Below are 25447 nucleotides of genomic sequence, written 5' to 3' on the forward strand. Positions count from 1 at the left end.
CGTCCACTCCCGCCGACGGGAAGAAACAATGTTAGCACGATCCGGCGGCTCGTGCATGAGGGGTGCGGCATCTTTCTCATCCGGAGTGTTGCCTTTGCAACGGTTCTGGTAGCTATGGGGAAAGCAAGCCTCACGAACGGATCTGAAGCTTCCATGAACGCCCCCCATGCTCCTGCCCGTCAGGCCCCGACGGATGCCTCCCTCGCCCCCCTCCTGTCCGAGCTGACCGGGCGCTTCGGCGACCGGGTCGTGACTTCGGCCGCGGTGCGCGAGCAGCATGGCCATTCGCTCACCTGGGTGAAGAACCAGCCGCCGGACGTGGTGGTCTACCCGCGCACGACGGAGGAGGTGTCCGAGATCGTCAAGCTCTGCGCCACCCATGGAATTCCGATCATTCCCTATGGCGCGGGCACCTCCCTGGAGGGGCACATCAACGCTCCCCATGGCGGAGTCTGCATCGATCTGAGCCAGATGAAGCGCATCATCGCCGTGCATGACGAGGATCTCGACTGCGTGGTCGAGGCGGGCGTCACCCGCAAGGAGCTCAACGAGCACCTGCGCGACAAGGGCCTGTTCTTCCCCATCGACCCCGGCGCGGACGCATCCATCGGCGGCATGGTCGCCACCCGGGCCTCGGGCACCAACGCGGTCCGCTACGGAACCATGAAGGATGTGGTCCTGGCGCTCACCGCCGTGCTGCCCGATGGCGAGATCGTGAAGACCGCAAGCCGGGCCAAGAAGAGCTCGGCCGGCTACGATCTCACTCGCCTCCTCATCGGCTCGGAGGGAACGCTGGGCATCGTCACCGAGATCACCCTGAAGCTCCACGGCATCCCGGAGGCGATCTCCGCCGGCATCTGCCCGTTCCCGTCCGTGAAGGCCGCCTGCGACGCCGTGATCATGACGATCCAGTCCGGCATCCCGGTCGCCCGCATCGAGCTCCTGGACGAGGTGCAGGTGAGGGCGGTCAATCTCCACTCCAAGCTGTCTCTCCCCGAGAGCCCGCTTCTGCTCCTGGAGTTCCATGGCTCCGACGCTGGCGTGCGTGAGCAGGCCGAGCGCTTCGGCGACATCGCGGCCGAGTTCGCCGGCGGGCCGTTCGAGTGGGCCACGAAGCCCGAGGAGCGCTCCCGCCTCTGGCAGGCCCGGCACGACGCCTACTGGGCCGCCAAGGGTCTGCGCCCCGGCGCCCAGTCGGTGGCAACCGACGTCTGCGTACCGATCTCGCGGCTTGCCGAGTGCGTCGATGCGACGAAGCAGGACATCCTCGAAAGCGGCCTCGTGGCTCCCATCGTCGGCCATGTGGGCGACGGCAATTTCCATGTTCAGCCCCTCGTGAACGTGGACGATCCGAGGGAGATCGAGGCCTGCGAGGCCTTCATCGACCGGCTGGTGCGGCGGGCGGTGGCCATGGAGGGCACCTGCACCGGCGAACATGGGGTCGGCCAAAAGAAGATGAAGTATCTGGAGATCGAGCACGGGCCGGCGGCGCTCGGCCTCATGCGCGTCTTGAAACAGGCCATCGACCCCCACAACATCATGAATCCGGGCAAGATCGTTGCGCTTTGACGGTGGAACACGGCGAACGGCGCTCCCGGTTCCCGATGCCATGGGATAAGGACGTGCTGGTGTAACGGAGAAAAGGCAGCCTCTTGCGCGATATCCTGACGATCATCGCCTCCATCGTGATCCTGATCTTGGCCGTTGCCGTCGCGGCGCCTCCCTTCATCCGCTGGGAGGATCACCGCACCGGCATCGACGAGATGATCGCGCGCGCCTCGGGCACGGAAGCCCGGACGGAGGGCGAGGTCGCCGTTCGCCTGCTGCCCACGCCGCGGATCGAGCTCGGACGGCTCAGGCTCGGCGGGAAAACGCCGGACTCACCCGTTCTCACCGCCGATGCCGTCTGGGCGGAGATCGCCCTGACCCCGCTGCTGCGGGGCGAGGTCAGGTTCACGGAGACGCGGGTGGGGCGGGCCGACATCCGCATCCCGGTCGCGGGAGACGGCGAATGGCGCCTGCCGCCCGATCTGGTCTCCGGCAGCGGCCGGGCCCGGGAATGGGCCATCGAGAACCTGTCCGTCGCCCAGCTCCTCGTCACCACCCAGAGCGCCAGCACGGGCCGGACGAACCAGGCCTTCGCCGAGAACGTCGTGATCCAGGGCCAGAAGCTCATCGGCCCCTGGCGGGTCGAGGGCACGACGGCCGGCGTGCCCTTTCGCCTGGTCACGGGCGAGCTGGCCGAGGACAAGACCATCCAGGTCAAGCTCTCGGGCGGGGGCGACATCTATCCCCGGTTCGATCTCGATGCCCGGCTGGGGCTGAACGAGGGCACCGGCGAGGCGACGACCCCGAGCGTCACCGGCAAGGCGAAGGTCCTGTTCGGCCCGCCGGCGCAGCTGGCCGCGGCGGGCATTCCGATCCCCATTGCGGTCGAGACGGAGTTCAGGACCGTTCCCGGCGCCGTCGAGCTCGGTCCCGTCAGCGTGGAAGCGGGGGAGGGCGGCGCGAGCCTTCGCATGACCGGCGACGGAAGGATCGGGCTCAACGAGCCGCGGATTTCCCTGCGCCTCGAGGGGCGCAGGCTGGATGCGGACAGCTTCATCCTCTCGTCCAACGGGCAGGACTTCAAGAGCCGGCTCCAGAGCTGGTCCCTGCCGCTGGTCCGTGTGCCCATCGATCTCGATCTCAAGATCGACAGCATCGGTCTCGGGCAGGAGGATCTGTCGAACGCCATCCTGAAGCTGTCCCTCGACACCGGCCGGGCGCAGCTCGACCGGATCGAGTTCACCGCGCCGGGAGAGACCCGGGTGGCTGTCGAAGGCCAGCTCGGGCTCACCACGCGGGGCGGCATCAACGGCAAGGTGGCCTTGGCCTCCAACGCCTCCGACCGGCTGGCGCGGTATCTTGCCAGGATCGGCCTGAATTCGCCCCTGCTACGGATGCTGGACGGCCGTCCGGTCGAGGCCTCCTCGGAAATCGCCTTCTCCAATCCGGTCCTGTCCTTCAACCGCCTGCGGCTCAAGACGGGCGAGTCCACCCTCACGGGCAATGTTCGCTACACCGCGCCGGAGGCGAACGAGCGCGGCCGGCTGGAGGCGCAGGTCGCGATCCAGAACCTCAACCTCGACGACCTGCCGCAGGTCTCCAGCGTCTTCCAGGCCACCCAGAACATCGATATCGGCCTCATCCTGGATGCCCGCGCGGTCAGCGCCGGCAGGAGCCCGCCGACGGGGCGGATCTCGGCCCGGATTCTCTCCGACGGGCCGGCGCTGCTCGTGGAGACCCTCGACATCGTGGATCTCGCCGGCGCCAATGCCCGGGTGCGGGGGCGCATCGCCCCGGACGGCTCCGGGCGCATCTCCGGCAAGGTCACGGCCCAGCGCGCCGATCCGCTGGTCGATCTCCTGGGCAGCGTCTGGGTGGGCGGGATCTCCAAGCTCGTACCCCACTTCGTCCGCGAGGGCGCCCTCGACCTCGACGTGGCCTCCGAGCGGGTCGCGCCGGCTCCGGGCTCGAACGAGCTGAGGCTGCGCACGATCGCGACCGGCCGGATCGCCGGCGGCCCCTTCGAGGGGCGGGTCGAGTCCATCGACGGCCGAACCGAGAGCTTGATCCTGAGCCTGTCCACGGACAGCACGGGCCGGTGGGTCAACCGTCCGGCCATGGCCAGCCTGAACCGGCCCTCCAAGGTGGATCTGCGCGGGACGCGGGTCGGCTCGGGACTGTTCAACGTCACCCTGACCGGAGACATCGCCGGGGTGAGGGTCGCCACCACGCGGCCCTTCTCCTTGAGCGAGGGCGACGACGTGGTGGACAGCGGCGAGGCCGAGATCACGACGCCCGACATCACGCCCTTCCTGCAGCTCCTGGGCGATGGGGCCGGCGTCGCGCCTCCGGTTCCCGTGACCGGCCGCGTGACCCTCGGCCGCGAACGCGGGTCAACTCTCCTCGAGGTCAACGGCAAGGTCGCGAACGATCCCGTTCAGGCGCGCCTCGTCGTCGCCTCCCGCTCGGACATCAGCGGCGAGGTCTCCCTGGGCCGCCTTTCCCTGCCCTGGCTGGTGGCAACCCTGACGCTCAACGTGCCGGGGGATCCGAACGCGACGGCGATCTGGTCGACGGCCCGTTTCGGGCAGAGCGGGCGGCTGGTCTCCGGCGGCCAGGTCACCTTCCGGGCCGGCACGCTCGATCTCGGGCGCGGCCTGCAGGCGAGCCGCGCCTCCTTCGTGGTCGGGGCCCAGCCCGACGGCATCTCGATCCGAAACTTCGACGCCACGATCGGCTCGGGCCGGATCACGGGGGCGACGACCATCACCCGCGAGGGAGCGCTTGCCACCATCGTCGGCGAAGGCTCGCTGGAGAAGGTGCCGCTCTGGGCGCTCACCGGATCGAGCCCTTTCGAGGCTGTCCTGTCCGGCCCGCTCAGGTTCGGGGCGGCGGGCGGGAGCCTGTCCGAACTGGTGGCCAATCTCGGCGGCGCAGGCGAATGGCAGGTGACGAACCTCCGCATTCCGGCAGCCGATCCCAATGTCTTCGAGCGGGTGCTCAAGCGGGCGCTGGCCGAGAACGATCCGCTCGCCGAAGGTCGGGCAGAGGCCATCGTCGGCATGGAACTGGGACGCGCGCCCCTCAGCGCCGCCTCGGTCCGAACCTCGGCTGCCCTCGTCGGCGGCATCCTGCGGCTCTCCCCCTTCGTGGTCGAGGGGGGCCAAGCCGTCTGGCAGGGCGGGGTGACGTATGATCTCAAGACGCTGCAGCTCGATGCCCGCGGCGCACTGACGGCCAAGGCTTCCCCCCCCGAATGGGTGGGTGCTCCGCCCTCCATCGGCCTGAACTGGCAGGGTTCCCTGACGGCGCCCGTCCGGCAGATCGATGCAGGTCCCTTCCGCAACGGCCTGGCCGCCATCGTGCTCAAGCGGGAACTCGAGAAGATCGAGGCCTTCGAGCGGGCTGCCGCCGAGCGCCAGCGCCAGATCGACGCGCAGCGGGAAGCGGAGCGGCAGAGGGCCCGGGCCGCCGAGGAGGAGGCGCTCCGCCAGGCTCGGGCGCGGGCGGAGGCCGAGCGGGCCCGGCGCGAGGCGGAGCGGCTGCAGTCGCAGCAGCAGAGCCAGCCCCAGGACGAGTCCGGGACAACCCCCGCAACTTCCCTGCCGCCCCTGAATCCACCGGTGGAGGTGGCTCCTCCGCCCTCAGTCTATGGAGCCCCGATCCGCTAAGCGGCGGCGAAGATCGTTCAGCACGAACACCCGGATGGCGGAGGAGAGGTTCTGCTCGCCGCGTTCGGCGTCGATCTGCCCGATCAGGGACTGGACGGACAGCTTCTCCCGCCCTGCGATCTCGCGCAGGCCCTCCCAGAAAGGCTCCTCGAGCGAGATGCTCGTGCGATGGCCCGCGATGGAGACGGAGCGCTTGACGACGGCAAAGCCCATTCACGGCGTCTCGTCGGGATCGCGCCTGTGAGCCTCGAGGCGGCTTTTCGCCAGTTCCTGCTCGGCCTTGGTCAGCTTCTTCTCCGCCTTGGTGCGGCCGAAGCTGATGCGGTTCTGCTCGGCGCGGGCCTCTTTCTCGGCCCGCGCCTTGTTCTTGCGCGCCTGGCGCAGATTGATGATCTCAGCCATGGCGCGATTGTAGCTTACTCGCCCGGCTGAAGCATCGTCTCGGGGCGGACGACGGCGTCGAAGTCCTCTGCCGAGACACCGGCCTTGAGAGCCTCTTCCTTGAGCGTCGTGCCGTTCTTGTGCGCAGACTTCGCGATGGCCGCGGCCTTATCGTAGCCGATCTTCGGAGCGAGCGCCGTCACGAGCATCAGCGAGCGCTCCATCAGCTCCTTGAGCCGCTCCTTGTTCGGCTCGATGCCGACGACGCAGTTGTCGGTGAAGCTGATGGCGCCGTCCGCCAGCAGGCGGATCGACTGCAGCACGGCGTTCACGATCACCGGCTTGAACACGTTGAGCTCGAAGTGGCCTTGGCTCCCGGCAACGGTGACCGTGGTCTGGTTGCCCATGACCTGGCAGCACAGCATCGTCATGGCCTCGGCCTGGGTCGGGTTGACCTTGCCGGGCATGATCGAGGAGCCGGGCTCGTTCTCGGGCAGGGAGATCTCGCCGATGCCGGAGCGCGGGCCGGAGCCCATCAGGCGAATGTCGTTGGCGATCTTGAACAGGCCGGCCGCGAGGCTCGCCAGCGCACCGTGGGTGTAGACGAGCGCGTCGTTGGAAGCGAGTGCCTCGAACTTGTTGGTGGCCGAGGTGAAGGGAAGGGCGGTCAGTTCCACCACCTTGGAGGCGAAGCGGTCCGCGAATTCCGGATGCGCATTGAGGCCCGTGCCGACGGCGGTGCCGCCCTGGGCCAGCGCATAGATGCCGGGCAGCGTCTGCTCGATGCGGGCGATGCCGAGGCGCACCTGGGCGGCGTAGCCGGAGAATTCCTGGCCCAGCGTGACCGGGGTCGCGTCCTGCAGGTGCGTGCGGCCGATCTTCACCAGATCCTTGAAGGCCTCCTGCTTGTCCTCGAGCGCCTTCAGCAGGTGCTTGAGGGCGGGGAGCAGGCGGCCGTTGATCTCGCGGGCCACCGCGATGTGCATCGCCGTCGGGAACGAGTCGTTGGACGACTGGCCCATGTTCACGTGATCGTTGGGGTGAACCGGCTTCTTGCTGCCGCGCTCGCCGCCGAGGCGCTCGATGGCGAGGTTCGAGAGCACCTCGTTCATGTTCATGTTGGACTGGGTGCCCGAGCCGGTCTGATAGACCACCAGCGGGAACTCGTCGTCGTACTTGCCCTGCACCACGTCGGCGGCGGCTGCGGCGATGGCGTCGGCCAGGCGCGGCTCCAGCTTGCCGAGATCCTTGTTCACAAGCGCGGCAGCCTGCTTCACGATCGCCAGGGCGTGAACGAGGGGGAGCGGCATCCGGTCGGTGCCAATGCGGAAGTTTTGAAGCGAGCGTTGCGTCTGAGCGCCCCAGAGCTTGTCGGCAGGAACTTCGATGGGGCCGAAGGTATCTGTTTCGATGCGGGTTGAGGGCGACATCCTGACCTCTTTCGATGGAGTTGCGTTCTCTTATCTCAAATGATGGCGCTCGCAACTGCGAACGCGCATCGGAGGCCTCGTCAATTCGCATGAGCGACACCCTGGAAGCGCCCCTGTTCCGCCCGCCCCATCCCGAGCCGCGCACCGAGCCTCTCGGCATGCTGGCCTTCCTGAGGGCCGTGCGCGAGAACCCCCTCACCATGTGGATGCACACCCATTTCGAGGAGCCGATCGTCACGGGCGAGGGGGCTCTGGGCCGCATGACCGTGGTGAACGACCCCGCCGCGATCCGCCACATCCTCCTGGACAACGCTGCCAACTACCGGAAGGACGACCTGCAGATCCGGATCCTGGCGCCGGGGCTTGGCCGAGGGCTGGTGACGGCGGAGGGCGAGGAGTGGAGGCTGCAGCGCCGCACCCTGGCGCCCTTGTTCACGCCCCGCACAGTCGCCAGCTTCTTCCCGGCCATGGTGGAGGCGGCGGAGCGCCTCGTCCGGCGCTGGCAGAGGCGTCCGGACGGGCGCGTGGTCGATGCGGCGCTCGAAATGACCCGGGTGACCCTCGACGTTCTGGAGCGGACCATCTTCACCCAAGGCGTGCCCAAGGACCCGGATGCCCTGGGCCGTGCCATCACCCGCTACTTCAACTCCCTGGGGCGGGTCGATCCCCTCGACATCTTCGGTTTCCCGGACTGGATCCCGCGGATCGGGCGCCTGCGGGCGCGGCCCTCCATCGAGTTTTTCGAGGAGACCGTGAACGAGCTGATCGATGCCCGCAAGGCGCTGCTCGCCCGGGGCGAGCCCGCACCGCGGGACCTGCTCACCCTGCTCCTGGAGGCGGCGGACCCGGAAACCGGCAAGGGCCTGAGCGACATCGAGGTGCGCACCAATATCGTCACCTTCATCGGCGCCGGCCACGAGACCACCGCGAATGCCCTGTCCTGGGCGCTCTACCTGCTCTCCCAGGACGAGCGGGCCCGCATCCTTGTGGAGCAGGAGGTGGACGAGGTGCTGGGTGCGGGGCCGTTGGAGCCGAGGCACCTGGAGCGGCTCGTCTACACCCGCGCCGTGATCGACGAGGCGATCCGCCTCTATCCGCCGGCGCCCTACATGAGCCGGACGGCGCTCCAGGACGACCGCATCGGCAGCCTGGACATTCCGGCAGGCTCCATGGTGGCCATTTCGCCCTATGTGCTGCACCGGCACAGGCGCTTGTGGGAGGAGCCCGACGCCTTCCGGCCCGAGCGATTCCTGCCCGAGGCGCGGGGAAAGATCGACCGTTTCGCCTATCTTCCGTTCGGAGCCGGCCCGCGCGTCTGCATCGGTGCGAGCTTCTCGCTGCAGGAGGCGGTGATCGTTCTGGCCACCATCGCCCGCGCCGTGCGGCTCGATCTGGCGGAGGGGCACGTGGTCGAGCCCGTGCAGCGCGTCACCCTGAGGCCGCGCGGCGGCCTTCCCATGCGCGTCGCCCCGCGCAGCCCTCAGGCTGCGCAGCACAAGGGCGGAGTGGAAGCTGTGGCGGAGACTTAGTTCTTCTTGCGAAAGGCGTCGAGGCTGACGACCTCGGCGGTGCCGGATGCGGCGGGCTCGTCCGCCTCTTCCTTGGCGGCTTGGTCCCCGGAGGTTTCAGGCGATTCCACCTTGGCGACGGGCGCGGGCTTCTTCTCGGCCGGAGGGAGGGATTTACGGGGCTGCTTCAGCTCCACGGGCTCGGCGGCGCCGCTGCGGGCCGGCTGCGATGCGCCTGCTTCCTCGGAATCCTCCTCGCCCTCGTCGTCCTGGCTGTCGAACTTGAGGCCGAACTGGACCGACGGGTCGAAGAAGCCGGTGAGCGCATCGAAGGGGATGAGCAGCCGCTCGGGGATGCCGGAGAAGGAGAGCCCGACCTCGAAGGTGTGCTCGGTGACGTTGAGGTCCCAGAACTGGTGCTGGAGGACGATGGTCATCTCCTGGGGATATTTCTCGCGCAGGCGGTTCGAGAGGCGAACGCCGGGGAAGTCCGTCCGGAAGGAGATGTAGAAGTGGTGCTCGCCCGGCAGGCCGTCCTTTCCGGCATCGATCAGCACCTTGCGCACGACGCCCTTCAGCGCGTCCTGCACCAGAAGATCGTAGCGGATCAGGTCTTTACCACCGGCCATGCGCGAGCCCTTGCAGAAACGAAAGTGGAGGCTTCTGTTGCCAGGTGCCTCCGGACCCCGCCTTACGGTGCTAACCGCAAGGGCTTTGATTCGGCTTTAGGGACCGCTTACGCAGCCACTGCAACCGGAGCATAGTTGTCGTTGGCAACTATAGATTCGGCCCGATAACGGCGGAACCATGCCGAGCGAAAGTCTACCCTTTACGCCCTCGTCGATCCTATTTCGCCCCCGCCGAAATCCAGATCCTGCCTGGATTTTGGTGGAGGCGCCGGGTACCGCCCCCGGGTCCGATGGGTTTATTCCGATAGCCGTTTATCGCCATAGCCGGTCTTGCGACCGGCATGCCCAATATAGGTGGGCCGGATCGATTTTGAAAGGGTGGGGATGGGGACGGTTTGCGACTCGGAGAGCCTGACCCGGTGACCTATAATGGATCCAGGAGCACCTCATGCAAGCCTATCACGACCTCATGCGCCGCATCATGGACGAGGGCGTCCGCAAGGACGACCGCACCGGAACCGGGACCATCTCGGTCTTCGGCCATCAGATGCGCTTCGATCTCAGCCAGGGCTTCCCGCTGGTCACCACGAAGAAGCTGCACCTGCGCTCCATCATCCATGAGCTCCTGTGGTTCCTGAAGGGCGACACCAACATCCGCTACCTGAAGGAGAACGGCGTCACGATCTGGGACGAATGGGCGGACGAGAACGGCGATCTCGGCCCCGTCTACGGCAAGCAGTGGCGCTCCTGGGCCAAGCCCGACGGCGGCACCGTCGACCAGATCCGCTGGGTTCTCGACGAGATCCGCCGCAACCCGGACAGCCGCCGCCTCATCGTCTCCGCCTGGAACCCGGCCGAACTCGACAGGATGGCTCTCGCGCCCTGCCACTGCCTGTTCCAGTTCTACGTGGCGGAGGGGCGGCTCTCCTGCCAGCTCTACCAGCGCTCGGCGGACGTTTTCCTCGGGGTGCCCTTCAACATCGCCTCCTATGCGCTGCTGACGCACATGATGGCCCAGGCCACCGGCCTGCAGCCGGGCGACTTCATCCATTCCTTCGGGGATGCGCACCTCTACCTCAACCACCTGGAGCAGGCCCGCCTCCAGCTCTCGCGGGAGCCGAGGCCGCTGCCGAAGCTGCGGCTGAACCCTTCCGTGCGCTCCCTCTTCGACTTCACCTACGACGACATCGCCATCGAGGATTACGATCCCCATCCCGCCATCAAGGCGCCCGTCGCGGTCTGAGGGCCATGAACAGGCGCGAGGCCATCGAGAGCGCCATCCGCATCCTCGCCCCGCGCATTCCGCGGCACGAGTTCGAGGCCGTGGCCGACCACGCGCTCGGCAGCCGCGGCCTGCACGCCGCCTCGCCCGAGACGGCCGCTTGGCTGTCGATGACGGCCTATATTCGGCATAGGCTCACCGACTATGACAGCCTGCTCGACGAGGGCTACGACGTCGAGAGCGCCCGCTTCTTCGTGCTCGACCACATGAACGCGATCCTGGAGGAATGGGGCTCGCCCCGGCGGGTCCTGGAGGAGGATGAGGGCTCGGCCTCCTGAAAGGCGACCTCTGTTCAAGGCAGGAATGATAGGCTAGAAGGATCGTGATACTTTATTTCTTTGCTTGAGGTTGTTTCGTGCCTACGCTCCGCGCCCTGCAGGTGACAGGGATCAGCTCGAACCGCATCGACATGGTCTTCATGGGAGACGGCTACACGTCCACGGAGATCGGCACCGCCTATAATGCTCAGATTGAGGGCCTTCTGAGCTATATGTTCGGTGGGGGCCTGCTCAGCGAACCCTTCGGACGCTATCGAAACTTCTTCAACATCCATTCCATCGATGTTGCCTCCGCCGAGTCCGGTGCGGACGATCCGTCGACCGGGGTTTCAAGGAATACGGCGCTGGACGCGAGCTACAGCGGTCGCGCGCTGAGCATCGACCTCAATAAGGCGGATGCCATCGAAGAGGATGTCCTGCGCTATGCCGGGTTTGCCTCCGAGATGCGCTTCATCCTTGTGAACAGCGCCGCCTACGGTGGGGCAGGCTACGACTCCAGCATCTACTCCGCCGGGCATTCCCAGGCCTACGAGATTGCCCTTCATGAGATCGGCCATGCCTTTGCCGGGCTGGGCGATGAGTATGACTACGGTGCCACGGGACCTTATGCCGGCCCGGATCTCCCCTACGCCAATGTGACCTCGGATGCCTCGGGCGGCAAATGGTCCGAATGGCTCGGGTACAACCAGCCCGGCATCGGGGTCATCGGGGCTTACGAGGGGGCCTACTACCACGCGGCGGGGGTCTACCGCCCGTCGCTCGACTCCAAGATGAAGACCCTGGGTCGCCCCTTCGACGCCATCGCGAGGGAACAGTTCGTCCTCAAGTTCTACGAGCTGGTCGATCCGCTGGACGGGTATACCGACCCCTGGAGCACCCATCACAACCGGTCCGATTTTTCCGTCGACACCATCGATCCTGCCGTCATCAAGGTGGATTGGACGCTCAACGGCAGAACCTTCGCCGATGCCGGAGAGACCTTCAGCGTGACCCAGGACAATTACGGCTTCGGCGCGCATGTCCTTACGGCACGGGCCTATGATCCGACGGATTGGGTGAGGGGAGATCGCAGCTCGTTGGAGCAGGTCGTGACCTGGACCTTGACGAATGACCGCCTGCTCACCGGCGATGGATCGTCGAACAGCCTTCGGGGAAATGCGCAGGCCAACGAAATCCAGGGCAGGGGCGGGAACGACAAGCTCTGGGGCGGAGCCGGCAGCGATGTTCTGATCGGCGGCACGGGACGCGATACCTTCGCTTTCGACGTCAGGCCCGACAAAAACTCGAACAGGGACAAGATCGCTGATTACAGCGTAGCCTCGGATACGATCTGGCTCGACAGCAAGGTTTTCACGAAGCTCGGGCCTGGGACGCTCACAAGGCCGAAGAAGCTCGAGTCCGATCTGTTCGTCGTGGCGTCCAGGGCGAAGGACAGGGAGGATCGGATCGTTTACGACAAGAAGAAGGGCCTGCTGCTCTACGACGCCGACGGATCCGGAACGAAGGTCAAGCCCGTCGAGATCGCGGTGCTCGCCAAGGGTCTCGCGATGAGCTTTCACGAGTTCTTCGTGGTTTGAGATCCTGCCGGCTTTCGGAGGGCTCTGCCGGAGTGGATGGGCGAGGGGTGAGGCATTGGCGGCGTCCTCTTGTTCCCGTAAACAGGAGAAATGACTCTCTCCATCCGATCGGCCACAGCCGCCGATTCCGCCCTCATCTTCCGCTTCATCCGCGAACTCGCCGACTACGAGCGGCTGGCGCATGAGGTCGATGCGACGGAGGCCGACATCGCCAAGGCGCTGTTCGGCGAGAACCCGCGGGTCTTCGCCGACATCGCCGAATGGCAGGGGGAGCCTGTCGGTTTTGCCCTGTGGTTCTACAACTTCTCGACCTTCCGCGGACGGCACGGCATCTATCTCGAGGACCTGTTCGTGCGGCCCGAATTCCGCTCCAGGGGCATCGGGCGGGCCCTGCTCCGGCACCTGGCGCGCCGCTGCCTTGCCGAAGGCCTGCTGCGCCTCGAATGGTGGGTGCTGAACTGGAACGAGCCGGCGCTGCGGGTCTACCGCTCCATCGGCGCTGTTCCCATGGACGAATGGACGGTGCAGCGGATGACGGGCGAGCCCCTGAGACAGCTGGCGGAGGAGGCATGACCGTTCCCTTGATCCTCGTCGTCGCGATGGCCGAAAACGGCGTCATCGGGCGGGACAACCGGCTGCTCTGGCGTCTGAAGACCGATCTCGGCCGGTTTCGCAGGCTGACCATGGGCAAGCCGATGATCATGGGCCGCAAGACCTTCCAGTCGATCGGCAAGCCCCTGCCTGGGCGGGAAACGGTCGTGCTGACCCGCGACAAGGGATTCGCCGCCGAAGGCGTGCATGTCGCCCATGCCTGGGAGGAGGCGATGGCGAGAGGCCAGGAGCTTGCCTCTCGGATGGGGGCGGATGCAATTGCCGTAGCGGGCGGGGCCGAGATCTATGCGATGGCCCTTCCGCATGTACGGAACCTGTACCTCACCGAGGTCCAGGCGGCGCCTAAGGGCGATGCGGTCTTCCCCGCCTTCGACCGGTCACAGTTTCGCGAGGTTCGGCGGGAGAGCCATCCGAAAGGTCCCGACGACGAGCATCCGTTTACCTTTATCGACCTCGAACGGCGCACCTGACGCCATTCGAGGTTGACGAAGCCTCGCGGAATACCCAATTCGCAGGCTTGACAGGCGGAAGAGGCAGCACTCACAACCGCCTTCGGTTCCATCGGCCGTTCCGGCCGGACTTTTTGCAGGTAAGGAAAGGCGTCCTATGCCTTGGAGTAACCAAAGCGGCGGCGGTGGCCCCTGGGGTCAGCGTGGCGGATCGGGAGGCGGCAAGAGCCCATGGGGCTCCGGCGGTCCGCAAGGGAACGGCAATCCCCCCGACCTCGAAGATATTCTGCGCCGCAGCCAGGATCGCCTCAAGGACTTCATCCCGGGCGGCTCCATGGGAGGGCGAGGACTCATCATCCTCGTCCTGGGCGTGATCGCGGTCTGGTTGCTTACCGGCTTCTACACGGTGCGGCCGAACGAGGTCGGCATCAACATGCTCTTCGGCCGGTATGTCGGCACCTCCGGCGAAGGCCTGCGCTACAACCTGCCTTACCCGATCGGCCGCGTGATGAAGCCCAACGTCACCGCCCAGCAGCGGGTCGAGGTGGGCTATCGGTCCACGCCGACCGGGCAGGGCCGTCCGCGCGACGTGATCGAGGAGAGCTTGATGCTCACCGCCGACGAGAACATCGTCGACATCGACTTCGATGCGGTCTGGCAGATCAACCCGGCGCGTCCCCAGGACTTCGTCTTCAACCTGCAGAACCCCGAAGGCACCATCAAGTCCGTGGCCGAGAGCGCCATGCGCGAGGTCATCGGACGCCGCAACATCCAGGCGATCCTGACCACCGAGCAGGCGAGCGTCGCCCAGGAGGTGCGCCAGATCATGCAGAGCACGCTGGATGCCTATGGTGCGGGCGTGCTCGTCAACCTCGTGCAGCTCCAGGCCGCTCAGCCTCCAGCGGAGGTGCGCCAGGCCTTCTTCGAGGTCAATGCCGCCCAGCAGGATGCCGTCCGCTTCCAGAACGAGGCGGAGACCTTCGCCAGCCGCGTCGTGCCCGAGGCCCGAGGCGAGGCCGCCCGCACCGTCCAGCAGGCCGAGGGATATCGCGAGCAGTCCGTCGCCGATGCCTCCGGTCAGGCGGCTCGCTTCCGGCAGGTCTATGAGGAGTACCGCAAGGCTCCCGACGTGAGCCGCGAGCGCATCTTCCTCGAGACCATGGAGCGCGTCTTCGGCGGGCTCGACAAGGTCATCGTGGATCAGAACGGCCAAGGCGTCGTGCCCTTCCTGCCCTTGAACCAGTTCCAGAACCAGAATCAGCGCCCGCAGCCGCAAGGCAACGCGGCCAACCAGCAGGGAACGACACGATGAACGGTTCGACCCTTCGCACTGTCCTTCTCATTGCGCTGGCGCTGATTGCCGTCGGCCTCTACAGCGCGATCTACATCGTGCAGCAGACGCAGTATGCGCTCGTGCTGCGGTTCGGCGCGGTCCAGTCGGCCATTTCCGAACCGGGGCTGAAGTTCAAGGTGCCGCTCATCGATAACGTCACCTATTTCGAGAAGCGTGTTCTCGACCTCGATCTGCCGGTGCAGACGGTCCTCTCGGCCGACCGGCAGAATCTCGAGGTGGATGCCTTCACCCGCTATCGCATCGTCGATCCGCTGCGGTTCTATCAGGCCGTGGGCAACATCGCTCTCGCGAACCAGCGCCTGCAGAGTTTCACCAACTCGGCCATGCGCAACGTTCTGGCGAACGCATCCCGCGATGCCATCGTCCGCACCGAGCGCGCCGCTCTGATGAACCGCATCCAGGAGGACGTGAACCGGCAGGCGCAAAGCCTCGGCATCGAGATGATCGACGTGCGCCTGACCCGCGTCGACCTTCCGGCCGCCAACAGCCAGGCTGTCTACCAGCGGATGCGCACCGAGCGCGAGCGCGAGGCAGCCGATCTGCGCGCCAATGGCCAGCAGCGGGCGCAGACGATTCGCGCCCAGGCCGAGCGCGAGGCAACGATCATTCGCGCAGAGGCGAACCGCCAAGCGGAGGAGCTGCGCGGCCGAGGCGACGCGGACCGGAACCGCATTCTGGCCGAGGCCTTCGGGCAGGACCCCGAGTTCTTCGCTTTCTACCGCTCGATGCAGGCCTACGAGAACGGCCTGAAGTCGGGGGATACCCGCCTGGTGCTCAGCCCGGACTCGGACTTCTTCCGTTACTTCAACGACCCGACCGGTCGCAGGAACGGAGGAAGCGCCCCCGCTCGGCCCGCTCCGGCGCAGCCGGCCCCAGCTCAATAAGGCCCCGATGTCGGACCTGATTACAGCCCTCGGCCTCGCTCTCGCGGTCGAGGGCATTCTTTTTGCGGCCTTTCCCGACGGCATGCGCAGGGCCATGTACGAGGCGGCCCACAGCCCCAGCGACCAGATGCGGATCGTGGGCATCGTCTCGGCCGTGATCGGGCTCGGGGTCATCTGGCTGATGCGCCAATTCGGTTGACAGGCCGCCAAGCTTCCGCCGCAATGCCTGCTTGAATGGCGGGACCGAGCACCAATCTATATCCAGGAACCCCCGAGAGAGGATTGCCTATGAGCATTGCCACGAACGCGCTGGCGCCTTCCGAGACGATGCAGGTTCGACGCTCCCTGCGCCGGCTGGCCGCCTCCGCCCTTGCGGTCCTTGCCTTCGCCGCAACGGCCCTGCCGCTGCCGGCCTATGCCCGCTCCGCGCCCGAGTCCTTCGCCGATCTGGTTCAGGAGGTGATGCCCGCGGTCGTCAACATCTCGGCCTCGACCACGGTCGAAGCCCGCAACCGCACCCTGCCCCAGCTGCCGCCCGGCACGCCCTTCGAGGATCTCTTCGAGGAGTTCTTCAACCGCCGGGGCCAAGGCAATGGAGACAGCAGCCCCTCGCGTCCGCGCAGCTCGAACTCGCTTGGATCCGGCTTCGTGATCGACCCCTCGGGCATCGTGGTCACCAACAATCACGTGATCGGCGACGCAAACGACATCAGCGTGATCTTTCCCGACGGCACCCGCCTCAAGGCCGAGATCGTCGGCAAGGACTCCAAGGTGGACTTGGCCGTCCTGAAGGTGAAGTCCGACAAGCCGCTCAAGGCGGTGAAGTTCGGCGATTCCGAGACGATCCGCCCGGGCGACTGGGTGATGGCGATCGGCAATCCCTTCGCGCTCGGCGGCTCCGTCACGGCCGGTATCGTGTCGGCCCGCGGCCGCAACATCGATTCCGGTCCCTACGACAACTATATTCAGACCGACGCCTCCATCAACAAGGGCAATTCCGGCGGCCCGCTGTTCAACATGAACGGCGAGGTGATCGGCATCAACACGGCCATCCTCTCGCCCACCGGCGGTTCGGTCGGCATCGGCTTTGCGGTTCCGGCCTCCACCGCCGTTCCGATCATCGACCAGCTCCGCCAGTTCGGCGAGACCCGCCGGGGCTGGCTCGGCGTGCGCATCCAGAACGTGGACGATGCGACGGCTGAGGCGCTCAATCTCGGTTCGGCCCGGGGTGCTCTCATCGCGGGCGTCGACGACAAGGGTCCCGCCAAGCCTGCCGGTCTCGAGGTGGGTGATGTGATCGTTCGTTTCGATGGGCGGGAGGTGAAGGATTCCCGCGATCTGCCGCGGATCGTGGCCTCCACGCCGGTTGGCAAGGCCGTCGACGTGACCATCGTCCGCAAGGGCCAGGAAATGACCAAGCAGGTCACCCTCGGCCGCCTCGAGGACACGGAGAAGCAGGCGAGCCTGCAGCAGCCCTCGACCGAGCCGCCGACCGCAACCCGTCAAGCCCTCGGCCTGAACATGTCCGGCATGACCGACGAGCTGCGCCGCCGCTTCAGCCTGAAGGATGATCTCAAGGGCGTGGTCATCACCCGCGTCGACCCGAACTCGGCCGCCTCCGACAAGCGGATCCAGGCCGGCGAGGTGATCGTTGAGGTCAATCAGGAGCCGGTGACCAGCCCCGCGGACGTGACCAAGAGGATCGACGACCTCAAGGCCCAGGGCCGCAAGTCGGCGCTGCTCCTGGTCGCGAATGCACAGGGCGAGGTGCGCTTCGTCGCCTTGTCCATCGAGTGATCGTCAGCCGTTCCATCATGACGAAGAAGGCGGCCCTTGTGGCCGCCTTTCTTATTTTTAGTGCCGGACGTGAGTAACGGATCAATCCAGCACGATCTCTTCGGCATGGTATCCCTGGCAGTAAAGCAGCGCCGAAAGATCGGCGTGGTCGATCCGTGCATGGGCCGCTGCGGCGACCGCCGGCTTGGCATGGAAGGCGACTCCGAGACCTGCCTCACCCAGCATGGCAAGGTCGTTGGCGCCGTCGCCGACGGCCATGGTTTCGTGCGGAGCCAGGCCGAAGCGATCGCGAAGCTCGATCAGGGTTGCGAGCTTCGCCTCGCGGCCGAGGATCGGCTCCTCCACCTGCCCTGAGAGCCTCTCGCCGTCCACGATCAGGCGGTTGGAGCGGTGCTCGTCAAAGCCGATCTTCGAGCCGATGGGGCCGGTGAAGAGCGTGAAGCCGCCGGAGACGAGGCAGGTATAGGCGCCGTTGGCGCGCATCGTCCGGACGAGTGCCGTCCCACCGGGCGTGAGGGTGATGCGCTTCTCGATGATCTCGTCGACCACACTGACCGGCAGGTTCTTCAGGAGAGCCACGCGCTCGCGCAGGGCCGGCTCGAAGGCGATCTCGCCGCGCATGGCCCGTTCGGTGATCTCAGAGACCTCCGTCTTCAGCCCGACATAGGCGGCCAGCTCGTCGATGCATTCCTGGCCGATCATGGTGGAATCCATGTCCGCGAGGAAGAGGCGCTTGCGACGCGTCGCCTGCGGCTGCACCACGATGTCGATGGGCCGCCCTGCCAGGACGCCACGCAGAGCTGCGTCGACGGCTGTTGCATCCGGCGCACCTGGAGGGATCAGGTCCGCTGCGATTCCCCTTGCCAGGACGGCTTGTTCCGTCTCTTGTCCCAGCGCTCGGGCCGCCAAGGCAATGACCTCCTCCGTGACGGCCGGCTGGGATGGGTTGGCGATCAGGGTCGCAACAAGGGAATTCGGGGAAGAGGCCATGGGGAGACCCGGCTGTGAATGAGTTCAGGATCGGCGCGGTCCTCATCGCAGGGCCGACCGCATCAGGCAAGTCCGCATTGGGAATCAGGCTGGCACAGGCCCTGGACGGCGTGGTGATCAACGCCGATTCCATGCAGGTCTACCGGGACCTGCGCGTCATCACGGCCCGCCCAACCCCGGAGGAGGAGGCTCAAGCTCCCCATAGGCTCTACGGTCACGTGGATGCCGGCGTGAACTTCTCCGTGGGCCGCTATGTGGCCGATGCCGTCCGTGTTCTGCAGGAGGTCCAGGGCAAGAGGCTGCCGATCTTCGTCGGCGGAACCGGCCTCTACTTCAAGGCTCTCACGGAAGGCCTCTCCGACATGCCTCCGGTGCCGGATGAGGTGCGCGAGCAGGTGCGCCGGGAGAGCGAGGGACTGGAAACGCCGGAGCTTCACCGGCTTCTCGCGGAGCGTGACCCGGAGACCGCGCGAACCTTACGCCCCTCCGACCGGCTGCGAGTCCAGCGGGCCCTGGAGGTCTTCGCCGCCACCGGGCGGCCGCTCGTGTCCTTTCACGGAGTGCGCGAGCCGGGGCCTCTGGCGGGTCGCCACCTGGTCAAGCTCTTCCTGGCCCCGGACCGGGACGACCTGCGCCGGCGGATCGACCGGCGCTTCCTCGCCATGATGGAGCAGGGGGCGCTCGACGAGGTGAAGGCCTTGGGCGGGCGCAATCTCGACCCGATGCTCCCGGCCATGCGCGCCCACGGCGTTCCCGGCCTTCTCGCCCATCTGCGCGGCGAGCTCACCCTCGACGAGGCCATCGCCAAAGGGCAGGGCGACACGCGCCGCTACGCCAAGCGCCAGTTCACCTGGTTCCGGCATCAATTGCCGGACTGGCATTGGGTCGAGCCCGAAAAGGCGTTCGATGCGGCGATGGACCGGATCAATGCGCCAGGGAGCCCGTAAGCATCTGGTAGAAGGTGATGAAGATCTCGAACACGATCAGGAGAACGATGATCAGCTCGAGGCGGAGGGAGCGTTCGGTGTCGATGATGTCGGTCAGGGCCTGGGCTGTGTCCCCGAGCACTTCGAGCTTGCGGTGGAGGGCGGCTGCGCGCTCCTTCAGCTCGTACTCGTCCTCCAGGCGCGCATAGAGGCGCTCCAGGTCCGGGCGGTCCCAGAGGACGTCCGGCTTCTCCTCCACGGCCACCCGGCCCGACATGCGCTGCCGGACGAGGAGGGCGCGGCCCACATGCTTCAGGATCTTGCGGCGATCTCGCGGGCGGCGGCCCTTTTGGGCCAGGTGCTCGACGGAGGGCTCCACCAGCTCGAAGGCGGCGGTCGCCTCCCGCTCGTCCCGGGCAAGGGTAGCGCTCTTGGACAAAGCGTCCGCAATGACGATCAGCCGCTCGGTGGAGAGCTGCCTGATGTAGATCGGGCCTCCGGGCGGGATCTGGTCATCCCGCTCCGGGGAGATTTCGATAACGGCCGTTTCCTCCTCGTGGCGGGCAAACTCGCCCTGAATGCGCTGGCGAAGGCTGCGGATGACCTCGTCCTCCTCCAGGGGGGTGAGGCCCACCAGCACCGCCACGCCGTAGCGGAACAGGGCCACGAAGCCGTCCTGGCCGGCCCGGAAGGCGAGGGGCGTCGTGGACAGAACGTCGCTGCGCTCCAGCCCCGCCACGTCGAGGCGGTCTCCCAGGAGAAGGGCGCGGGCGGTGAGGCGCAGATTCTGCATCGGCGCCCCGGTCGAGCTCGTATCGGTCATGGTCATACGACTAAAATAGGGGCCTTGCCCGAAAAGCTAAGCCGTCGTCGGCCAGGACCACCCCGCTTGACCTATTGGGAAGCATCGGTTAGCGTCTGCGCAACTTTTGAACCGAGAGCTGCCCAAATGCGCAAGCTTATTCTCGTAGTACGAGCGCCATCGACGGAGCGGGACTGACCCGCAGGTCCGGCGATGGCGCACAGGCCCCTCAGGGGCCTTTTTTATTGCCCGAATTCGACAGACACAGCAGACGAGACCGACGGAGCGAGGACGATGAGCGAGATGATGACCGGAGCCGAGATGGTGATCCGAGCCCTGCAGGATCAGGGGGTCGAGCATATCTTCGGGTATCCGGGCGGCGCGGTACTCCCCATCTACGATGCCCTCTTCCATCAGGAGAAGGTTCGGCACGTGCTCGTCCGTCACGAGCAGGGCGCCGTGCATGCGGCCGAGGGCTATGCCCGCTCGTCGGGCAAGCCCGGCGTGGTGCTCGTCACCTCGGGCCCCGGCGCGACGAATGCGATCACCGGCCTCGCCGATGCGATGATGGATTCGATCCCGCTCGTGTGCATCACCGGCCAGGTGCCCACCCATCTCATCGGCTCGGATGCCTTCCAGGAATGCGATACGGTGGGCATCACGCGCCACTGCACGAAGCACAACTATCTCGTGAAATCCATCGAGGACCTGCCACGGGTTCTGCACGAGGCCTTCTACGTGGCGCAGAACGGCCGCCCGGGTCCCGTGGTGGTCGATCTGCCGAAGGACATCCAGTTCAAGACCGGCGCCTATGTCCGGCCGCTGAGCAACCAGCACAAGACCTACCGCCCGACCGTCAAGGGAGACATGGAGCACATCCGCGCCGCGGTCGAGCTGATGGCGAATGCGAAGCGCCCGGTGTTCTATACCGGCGGCGGCGTCATCAATTCCGGACCTCATGCCTCGACGCTGCTGCGCGAGCTCGTCAGGCTCACGGGCTTTCCGATCACCTCGACCCTGATGGGACTCGGCGCCTATCCGGCGTCCGACAAGCAGTGGCTCGGCATGCTGGGCATGCACGGCACCTACGAGGCTAACCTCGCGATGCATGAATGCGACGTGATGATCAACATCGGCGCGCGCTTCGACGACCGCATCACGGGACGGCTCGATGCCTTCTCGCCCTTCTCCAAGCGCATCCACGTGGACATCGACCCTTCCTCCATCAACAAGACCGTGAAGGTGGACATCCCCATCGTCGGCGACTGCGCCCATGTGCTGGAGGACATGGTGCGGCTGTGGCGGCAGGGCGCGCATCAGGCCGACAAGGTGGCGCTCAAGGATTGGTGGAGCAAGATCGAGGGCTGGCGTTCGCGCAACTGCCTCGCTTTCCGGAACTCGGACGAGACCATCAAGCCTCAACACGCGGTCCAGCGCCTCTATGAGCTCACCAAGGACCGCGAGACCTATGTCACCACGGAGGTCGGCCAGCACCAGATGTGGGCGGCCCAGTACTTCAAGTTCGAGGAGCCGAACCGCTGGATGACCTCGGGCGGCCATGGCACCATGGGTTACGGCCTGCCGGCAGCCGTCGGCGCGCAGCTCGCGCACCCGAATGCGCTCGTGATCGACATCGCGGGCGAGGCCTCGATCCAGATGATGCTGCAGGAGATGTCGACGGCCCTGCAGTACAACCTGCCGATCAAGGTGTTCATCCTGAACAACGAGTACATGGGCATGGTGCGCCAATGGCAGGAGCTGCTGCACGGCGGGCGCTATTCCCAGAGCTACTCCGAGTCTCTTCCCGACTTCGTGAAGCTCGCCGAGGCCTACGGCGCCGTCGGCATCCGATGCGAGAAGCCGGGCGAGCTCGACGCGAAGATCATGCAGATGATCGACGTGAACCGCCCGGTGATCTTCGACTGCGTCGTCGACAAGACCGAAAACTGCTTCCCGATGATCCCCTCGGGCAAGGCGCACAACGAAATGCTGCTCAACGACTATCTCGGCGAGACCGGAGCCGATATCGGCTCGGTGATCGACGAGAAGGGCAAGATGCTGGTTTGATCCGGAAAGTGAGAGCCATGCCCACCCTTGTCATCGCCAACAAGTGCTACTCGTCCTGGTCGCTGCGCTCCTGGCTGCTTCTGAAGCAGATGGGTGTGGCGTTCGACGAGATCGTCATCCCGCTCGACCAGCCGGACACCAAGGAGAAGGTGCTCCGGCATTCGCCGGCCGGCAAGGTGCCGATCCTCATCGACGGCGACGTGACCGTGTGGGAGAGCATCGCGATCATGGAGCATGTGGGCGAGGCTTACGGCGCGCCCGTGTGGCCTGAGGATCGCAAGGCCCGCGCCATGGCGCGCTCGGTGGCGGCCGAGATGCATGCCGGGTTCTCGGCCCTGCGCTCCGCATGCCCGATGAATCTCGGCAGGAAATATGGCCCGCGAGACCGCGGCGAGGCGGTCGCCGGTGATGTCGCCCGCTTCAGCGAGATCGTGCGCCAGGCGCGCGAACGCTTCGGCGCGGGCGGGCCGTTCCTCTTCGGCGCCTTTTCGGCGGCTGATGCCATGTATGCCCCGCTTGCGACGCGCCTCGACACCTATTCCATCGCTCTCGATCCCGCCACGCAGGCCTATGTCAGCACGATCCTCTCGCTGCCCGCCTTCCAGGAATGGCGCGGCGCCGCGCTGAAGGAGGCGTGGATCGTCGATGCCGACGAGGTCGACGAGGAGGCCATCGAGAACTACCGCATCGCAGCCTGAGACCAGAAGACGAAGCCGGAAGACACAACCATGCTCCAGATGAAGACCCACTATCCCGATGCCACCCGCGTCGAGCCCGTCAACCGGCATACGCTCGCGGTGATCGTCGACAACGAGCCGGGCGTTCTTGCCCGCATCGCCGGCCTTTTCTCCGGCCGCGGCTACAACATCGAGAGCCTCACGGTCACCGAAACGGAGCACGAGGCGCATATCTCGCGCATCACCATCGTCACGGTGGGCACCGACAGCATCATCCAGCAGATCAAGAGCCAGCTCGAGCGCCTCGTGCCGGTGCATCGCGTGGTGGATCTCACGCTCACGGGTGAGGCCGTGGAGCGCGAGCTGTGCCTCGTCAAGGTGGTGGGCAAGGGCGACCATCGCGTCGAGGCCATGCGCCTGGCCTCGGCCTTCGGGGCCCGCACGCTCGATGCGACGCTGACCTCCTTCGTCTACGAGCTGACCGGCACGACGGACGAGGTCGAGCGCTTCATCAAGCTGATGACGGCCGTGGGTCTCGTAGAGGTCTCCCGCACCGGGGTCGCCGCCATGGCGCGCGGCGCAGAAGGAATGTGAGCTTTCAGCCCCTGAAGTCGCTCTCCTTCAGGAACGCCTCCTCCTCCGGCGTGGTCTCGCGGCCCAGGATGGCGTTGCGATGGGGGAAGCGGCCGAAGCGGGCAATGATGCTGTGATGGTGGCGCGCCCATTTGATGGAATCCTCTTCGCCGAGGGCTTCGTTCAAGGCCACCGAGCGCTCTTGGTCCGCCAAGGATTCCGAGTGCATGAAGGGCAGGTAGAAGAACCGGCGGAACTGCGGTTCCACCTTGTGGTCGAAGCCCCGCTCGATGGCGCGGTCGGCGGCCATGAGGGCGACCGGGTCGGTTCTGTAGGTTTCGCGTCGTCCCCGGAACATGTTGCGGGGGAACTGGTCGAGGAGGAGAACGACGGCGAGCGCGCCCTCGGGCGTCAGCTCCCACTCGTTGAGGTCGCCTCGTGCGGCGGCCTCATAGGTGGACAGGAAGCGGTCGCGGCAGGTCTGGTCGAAGGCTTCGTCCTTCGAAAACCACTTGGCCGGTCCGGCTTCGCGCCAGAAGGAGACAACTTCGTCGGGAGTGGCAAGGCGCTGCATGGCGTTGTCCTTCTCGAGGAGGAGCTTGGACACCAATCTAGAGCATTGGGGAGCGGATTGAACTCTCCAGGCTCGGATCGTTTGGGCCAAACGGGCCGTCCTGCACCGCATGCAGGGAGGGGCAGCAGTTTTGCTACAAACAACAACTTGTCAGCGCAGTTTTATTCGCTAAAAGCGGCGCCTGATGAACAAAATGTTGCGCAGGTCCATCCGGGCGGTGCAGCGTCAACGAAGGCCGGGGGAATGCCCCCTCTGAGACAAGGGACTTGAGGACCATGCGTGTCTATTACGATCGCGACGCAGATATCAACCTGATCAAGGGCAAGAAGGTCGCCATCGTCGGCTATGGCAGCCAGGGCCATGCCCATGCGCTGAACCTGCGCGACTCCGGCGTGAAGGACATCGTGGTGGCGCTTCGCAAGGGCTCGCCCTCCGCGGCCAAGGCCGAGAAGGCCGGCATCCGGGTGATGGAAGTGGCCGAGGCCGCCAAGTGGGCGGACGTGGTCATGATGCTGACCCCCGACGAGCTGCAGGCCGACATCTACCGCAACGATCTGCACGACAACATGAAGGAGGGAGCCGCCCTTCTCTTCGCGCACGGCCTCAACGTCCATTTCAACCTCATCGAGCCCCGCAAGGACCTCGACGTGCTCATGGTCGCCCCCAAGGGCCCCGGCCACACGGTGCGCTCCGAGTACCAGCGCGGCGGCGGCGTGCCGACCCTGATCGCGATCCACCAGGACGCCACGGGCAACGCCCATGACATCGCGCTCTCCTATGCCTCCGCCAATGGCGGCGGGCGCGCCGGCATCATCGAGACCACCTTCAAGGAGGAGTGCGAGACCGACCTCTTCGGCGAGCAGGTGGTGCTCTGCGGCGGCCTCGTCGAGCTGATCAAGGCGGGCTTCGAAACCCTCGTCGAGGCGGGCTACGCCCCCGAGATGGCCTATTTCGAGTGCCTCCACGAAGTGAAGCTCATCGTCGACCTCATCTACGAGGGCGGCATCGCCAACATGAACTACTCGATCTCGAACACCGCCGAGTACGGCGAGTACGTGACGGGTCCCCGCATCATCACGGCCGAGACCAAGGCCGAGATGAAGCGCGTTCTGGAGGACATCCAGACCGGCAAGTTCACCCGCGACTGGATGCTCGAGAACAAGGTCAACCAGACCTCCTTCAAGGCCGTCCGTGCCCGCAACGCCGCCCATCCCATCGAGGATGTCGGCGCCCGCCTGCGCGACATGATGCCCTGGATCAAGGAAAAGGCTCTGGTCGACAAGAGCCGGAACTAAGGCCGCAAGGCGGCGCGACGCCTGGGAAATCCTTGCCTCTCAAGGAAAAGGAAGTCTCCTCCGCGCCGCCTCTATCTCTCTTGCGCTAAGCCGGATGTGAATTTGCGAGCCCGGGCATTTCCGGCTAGTGGGCTTCCGTAGCG

General features: G+C 66.1%; 24 protein-coding genes and 1 other RNA gene. 17 read left to right on the forward strand and 8 right to left on the reverse strand.

The window, feature by feature from the left end; translation table 11 throughout:
• Positions 1 to 153: 153 nt before the first annotated feature.
• On the forward strand, positions 154 to 1569 hold the full coding sequence (locus tag GR303_RS06705) for an FAD-binding oxidoreductase (protein ID WP_161723597.1): 1416 nt from the start codon (positions 154 to 156) through the stop codon (positions 1567 to 1569).
• A gap of 83 nt (positions 1570 to 1652) precedes the next feature.
• Positions 1653 to 5219 carry an AsmA family protein gene (locus GR303_RS06710; protein WP_161723598.1) on the forward strand — a complete coding sequence of 1189 codons (3567 nt, stop codon included), beginning with the start codon at positions 1653 to 1655 and terminating at the stop codon, positions 5217 to 5219.
• Here the strand turns inward: GR303_RS06710 and GR303_RS06715 are convergent.
• Genes GR303_RS06715 through fumC form a run of 3 tightly spaced genes read right to left on the reverse strand, consistent with a single transcriptional unit; the run spans position 5193 to position 7030 of the window.
• Positions 5193 to 5432: a ribbon-helix-helix domain-containing protein gene (locus tag GR303_RS06715; protein ID WP_161723599.1), complete on the reverse strand. Its 240-nt coding sequence runs from the start codon at positions 5430 to 5432 to the stop codon at positions 5193 to 5195. The genes GR303_RS06710 and GR303_RS06715 overlap by 27 nt on opposite strands.
• Positions 5433 to 5621: a DUF4169 family protein gene (locus GR303_RS06720; protein WP_161723600.1), complete on the reverse strand. Its 189-nt coding sequence runs from the start codon at positions 5619 to 5621 to the stop codon at positions 5433 to 5435.
• 14 nt (positions 5622 to 5635) lie between these two features.
• A complete protein-coding gene (gene fumC / locus GR303_RS06725) occupies positions 5636 to 7030 on the reverse strand; it encodes a class II fumarate hydratase (RefSeq protein ID WP_161723601.1) in 1395 nt (464 codons plus the stop codon).
• Positions 7031 to 7119: 89 nt separating this feature from the next.
• Between fumC and GR303_RS06730 the strand changes: the two genes are divergently transcribed.
• A complete protein-coding gene (locus tag GR303_RS06730) occupies positions 7120 to 8559 on the forward strand; it encodes a cytochrome P450 (protein ID WP_161723602.1) in 1440 nt (479 codons plus the stop codon).
• Here the strand turns inward: GR303_RS06730 and GR303_RS06735 are convergent.
• Together GR303_RS06735 and ssrA are read right to left on the reverse strand one after the other, a co-directional pair.
• On the reverse strand, positions 8556 to 9167 hold the full coding sequence (locus GR303_RS06735) for an SspB family protein (RefSeq protein ID WP_161723603.1): 612 nt from the start codon (positions 9165 to 9167) through the stop codon (positions 8556 to 8558). The two genes, GR303_RS06730 and GR303_RS06735, sit on opposite strands and share 4 nt — an antisense overlap.
• Positions 9168 to 9190: 23 nt before the next feature.
• Positions 9191 to 9547: a transfer-messenger RNA gene (gene ssrA, locus GR303_RS06740) on the reverse strand.
• Positions 9548 to 9615: 68 nt separating this feature from the next.
• Between ssrA and GR303_RS06745 the strand changes: the two genes are divergently transcribed.
• The 9 genes from GR303_RS06745 (at position 9616) to GR303_RS06785 (ending at position 17400) form a co-directional block, all read left to right on the forward strand.
• Positions 9616 to 10410, forward strand: coding sequence for a thymidylate synthase (locus GR303_RS06745; RefSeq protein ID WP_161723604.1), 795 nt, complete (start codon positions 9616 to 9618; stop codon positions 10408 to 10410).
• A gap of 5 nt (positions 10411 to 10415) precedes the next feature.
• Positions 10416 to 10727: a DUF2293 domain-containing protein gene (locus tag GR303_RS06750; protein ID WP_161723605.1), complete on the forward strand. Its 312-nt coding sequence runs from the start codon at positions 10416 to 10418 to the stop codon at positions 10725 to 10727.
• 77 nt (positions 10728 to 10804) lie between these two features.
• Positions 10805 to 12304, forward strand: coding sequence for a M64 family metallopeptidase (locus tag GR303_RS06755; protein ID WP_161723606.1), 1500 nt, complete (start codon positions 10805 to 10807; stop codon positions 12302 to 12304).
• 90 nt (positions 12305 to 12394) lie between these two features.
• A complete protein-coding gene (locus tag GR303_RS06760) occupies positions 12395 to 12877 on the forward strand; it encodes a GNAT family N-acetyltransferase (protein ID WP_161723607.1) in 483 nt (160 codons plus the stop codon).
• Positions 12874 to 13386, forward strand: coding sequence for a dihydrofolate reductase (locus GR303_RS06765; RefSeq protein ID WP_161723608.1), 513 nt, complete (start codon positions 12874 to 12876; stop codon positions 13384 to 13386). The genes GR303_RS06760 and GR303_RS06765 overlap by 4 nt, the downstream gene beginning before the upstream one ends.
• Before the next feature lie 136 nt (positions 13387 to 13522).
• Positions 13523 to 14677: an FtsH protease activity modulator HflK gene (gene hflK, locus GR303_RS06770; RefSeq protein WP_161723609.1), complete on the forward strand. Its 1155-nt coding sequence runs from the start codon at positions 13523 to 13525 to the stop codon at positions 14675 to 14677.
• Complete coding sequence (gene hflC / locus GR303_RS06775; protein ID WP_161723610.1) at positions 14674 to 15603, forward strand: protease modulator HflC; 930 nt, start codon at positions 14674 to 14676, stop codon at positions 15601 to 15603. The genes hflK and hflC overlap by 4 nt, the downstream gene beginning before the upstream one ends.
• Before the next feature lie 7 nt (positions 15604 to 15610).
• Positions 15611 to 15802 (forward strand): DUF2065 domain-containing protein, encoded by a 192-nt coding sequence (locus GR303_RS06780; protein WP_161723611.1) that lies wholly within the window; start codon positions 15611 to 15613, stop codon positions 15800 to 15802.
• 89 nt (positions 15803 to 15891) lie between these two features.
• Positions 15892 to 17400, forward strand: coding sequence for a DegQ family serine endoprotease (locus GR303_RS06785; protein ID WP_161723612.1), 1509 nt, complete (start codon positions 15892 to 15894; stop codon positions 17398 to 17400).
• A gap of 81 nt (positions 17401 to 17481) precedes the next feature.
• Here GR303_RS06785 and serB read toward each other — a convergent pair whose 3' ends face one another.
• A complete protein-coding gene (serB, locus tag GR303_RS06790) occupies positions 17482 to 18390 on the reverse strand; it encodes a phosphoserine phosphatase SerB (RefSeq protein WP_161723613.1) in 909 nt (302 codons plus the stop codon).
• A 14-nt stretch (positions 18391 to 18404) separates the two neighbouring features.
• Here serB and miaA point away from each other — a divergent pair, with 14 nt between their 5' ends.
• Positions 18405 to 19337, forward strand: coding sequence for a tRNA (adenosine(37)-N6)-dimethylallyltransferase MiaA (gene miaA, locus GR303_RS06795; protein ID WP_343038459.1), 933 nt, complete (start codon positions 18405 to 18407; stop codon positions 19335 to 19337).
• Here miaA and GR303_RS06800 read toward each other — a convergent pair.
• The gene (locus GR303_RS06800; protein ID WP_161723615.1) at positions 19315 to 20139 is read right to left on the reverse strand and encodes an RMD1 family protein; all 825 of its coding nucleotides are present in this window, start codon (positions 20137 to 20139) and stop codon (positions 19315 to 19317) included. The genes miaA and GR303_RS06800 overlap by 23 nt on opposite strands.
• 273 nt (positions 20140 to 20412) lie before the next feature.
• On the opposite strand from GR303_RS06800, the gene GR303_RS06805 reads away from it, so the two are divergent.
• Genes GR303_RS06805 through ilvN form a run of 3 tightly spaced genes read left to right on the forward strand, consistent with a single transcriptional unit; the run spans position 20413 to position 23456 of the window.
• On the forward strand, positions 20413 to 22185 hold the full coding sequence (locus tag GR303_RS06805; RefSeq protein WP_161723616.1) for an acetolactate synthase 3 large subunit: 1773 nt from the start codon (positions 20413 to 20415) through the stop codon (positions 22183 to 22185).
• Between the two features lie 17 nt (positions 22186 to 22202).
• Positions 22203 to 22883: a glutathione S-transferase family protein gene (locus GR303_RS06810; protein WP_161723617.1), complete on the forward strand. Its 681-nt coding sequence runs from the start codon at positions 22203 to 22205 to the stop codon at positions 22881 to 22883.
• Positions 22884 to 22913: 30 nt separating this feature from the next.
• Positions 22914 to 23456 carry an acetolactate synthase small subunit gene (gene ilvN / locus GR303_RS06815; RefSeq protein WP_161723618.1) on the forward strand — a complete coding sequence of 181 codons (543 nt, stop codon included), beginning with the start codon at positions 22914 to 22916 and terminating at the stop codon, positions 23454 to 23456.
• 4 nt (positions 23457 to 23460) lie between these two features.
• Here ilvN and GR303_RS06820 read toward each other — a convergent pair whose 3' ends face one another.
• Positions 23461 to 24009, reverse strand: coding sequence for a DUF924 family protein (locus GR303_RS06820; protein ID WP_161723638.1), 549 nt, complete (start codon positions 24007 to 24009; stop codon positions 23461 to 23463).
• A 275-nt stretch (positions 24010 to 24284) separates the two neighbouring features.
• Here GR303_RS06820 and ilvC point away from each other — a divergent pair, with 275 nt between their 5' ends.
• The gene (gene ilvC / locus GR303_RS06825; RefSeq protein ID WP_161723619.1) at positions 24285 to 25304 is read left to right on the forward strand and encodes a ketol-acid reductoisomerase; all 1020 of its coding nucleotides are present in this window, start codon (positions 24285 to 24287) and stop codon (positions 25302 to 25304) included.
• The last annotated feature ends 143 nt before the right edge of the window (positions 25305 to 25447 follow it).

The organism is Microvirga arsenatis (assembly GCF_009910705.1).
Lineage (GTDB): Bacteria > Pseudomonadota > Alphaproteobacteria > Rhizobiales > Beijerinckiaceae > Microvirga > Microvirga arsenatis.

Bases quoted from the DNA above. Each gene is read 5' to 3' on its own strand.
- GR303_RS06705 (WP_161723597.1), top strand. From the start codon at position 154: ATGAACGCCCCCCATGCTCCTGCCCGTCAGGCCCCGACGGATGCCTCC.
- GR303_RS06715 (WP_161723599.1), bottom strand. From the start codon at position 5,432: ATGGGCTTTGCCGTCGTCAAGCGCTCCGTCTCCATCGCGGGCCATCGC.
- GR303_RS06720 (WP_161723600.1), bottom strand. From the start codon at position 5,621: ATGGCTGAGATCATCAATCTGCGCCAGGCGCGCAAGAACAAGGCGCGG.
- fumC (WP_161723601.1), bottom strand. From the start codon at position 7,030: ATGTCGCCCTCAACCCGCATCGAAACAGATACCTTCGGCCCCATCGAA.
- GR303_RS06730 (WP_161723602.1), top strand. From the start codon at position 7,120: ATGAGCGACACCCTGGAAGCGCCCCTGTTCCGCCCGCCCCATCCCGAG.
- GR303_RS06735 (WP_161723603.1), bottom strand. From the start codon at position 9,167: ATGGCCGGTGGTAAAGACCTGATCCGCTACGATCTTCTGGTGCAGGAC.
- GR303_RS06745 (WP_161723604.1), top strand. From the start codon at position 9,616: ATGCAAGCCTATCACGACCTCATGCGCCGCATCATGGACGAGGGCGTC.
- GR303_RS06750 (WP_161723605.1), top strand. From the start codon at position 10,416: ATGAACAGGCGCGAGGCCATCGAGAGCGCCATCCGCATCCTCGCCCCG.
- GR303_RS06760 (WP_161723607.1), top strand. From the start codon at position 12,395: ATGACTCTCTCCATCCGATCGGCCACAGCCGCCGATTCCGCCCTCATC.
- GR303_RS06765 (WP_161723608.1), top strand. From the start codon at position 12,874: ATGACCGTTCCCTTGATCCTCGTCGTCGCGATGGCCGAAAACGGCGTC.
- hflK (WP_161723609.1), top strand. From the start codon at position 13,523: ATGCCTTGGAGTAACCAAAGCGGCGGCGGTGGCCCCTGGGGTCAGCGT.
- hflC (WP_161723610.1), top strand. From the start codon at position 14,674: ATGAACGGTTCGACCCTTCGCACTGTCCTTCTCATTGCGCTGGCGCTG.
- GR303_RS06780 (WP_161723611.1), top strand. From the start codon at position 15,611: ATGTCGGACCTGATTACAGCCCTCGGCCTCGCTCTCGCGGTCGAGGGC.
- GR303_RS06785 (WP_161723612.1), top strand. From the start codon at position 15,892: ATGAGCATTGCCACGAACGCGCTGGCGCCTTCCGAGACGATGCAGGTT.
- serB (WP_161723613.1), bottom strand. From the start codon at position 18,390: ATGGCCTCTTCCCCGAATTCCCTTGTTGCGACCCTGATCGCCAACCCA.
- GR303_RS06800 (WP_161723615.1), bottom strand. From the start codon at position 20,139: ATGACCGATACGAGCTCGACCGGGGCGCCGATGCAGAATCTGCGCCTC.
- GR303_RS06805 (WP_161723616.1), top strand. From the start codon at position 20,413: ATGAGCGAGATGATGACCGGAGCCGAGATGGTGATCCGAGCCCTGCAG.
- GR303_RS06810 (WP_161723617.1), top strand. From the start codon at position 22,203: ATGCCCACCCTTGTCATCGCCAACAAGTGCTACTCGTCCTGGTCGCTG.
- ilvN (WP_161723618.1), top strand. From the start codon at position 22,914: ATGCTCCAGATGAAGACCCACTATCCCGATGCCACCCGCGTCGAGCCC.
- GR303_RS06820 (WP_161723638.1), bottom strand. From the start codon at position 24,009: ATGCAGCGCCTTGCCACTCCCGACGAAGTTGTCTCCTTCTGGCGCGAA.
- ilvC (WP_161723619.1), top strand. From the start codon at position 24,285: ATGCGTGTCTATTACGATCGCGACGCAGATATCAACCTGATCAAGGGC.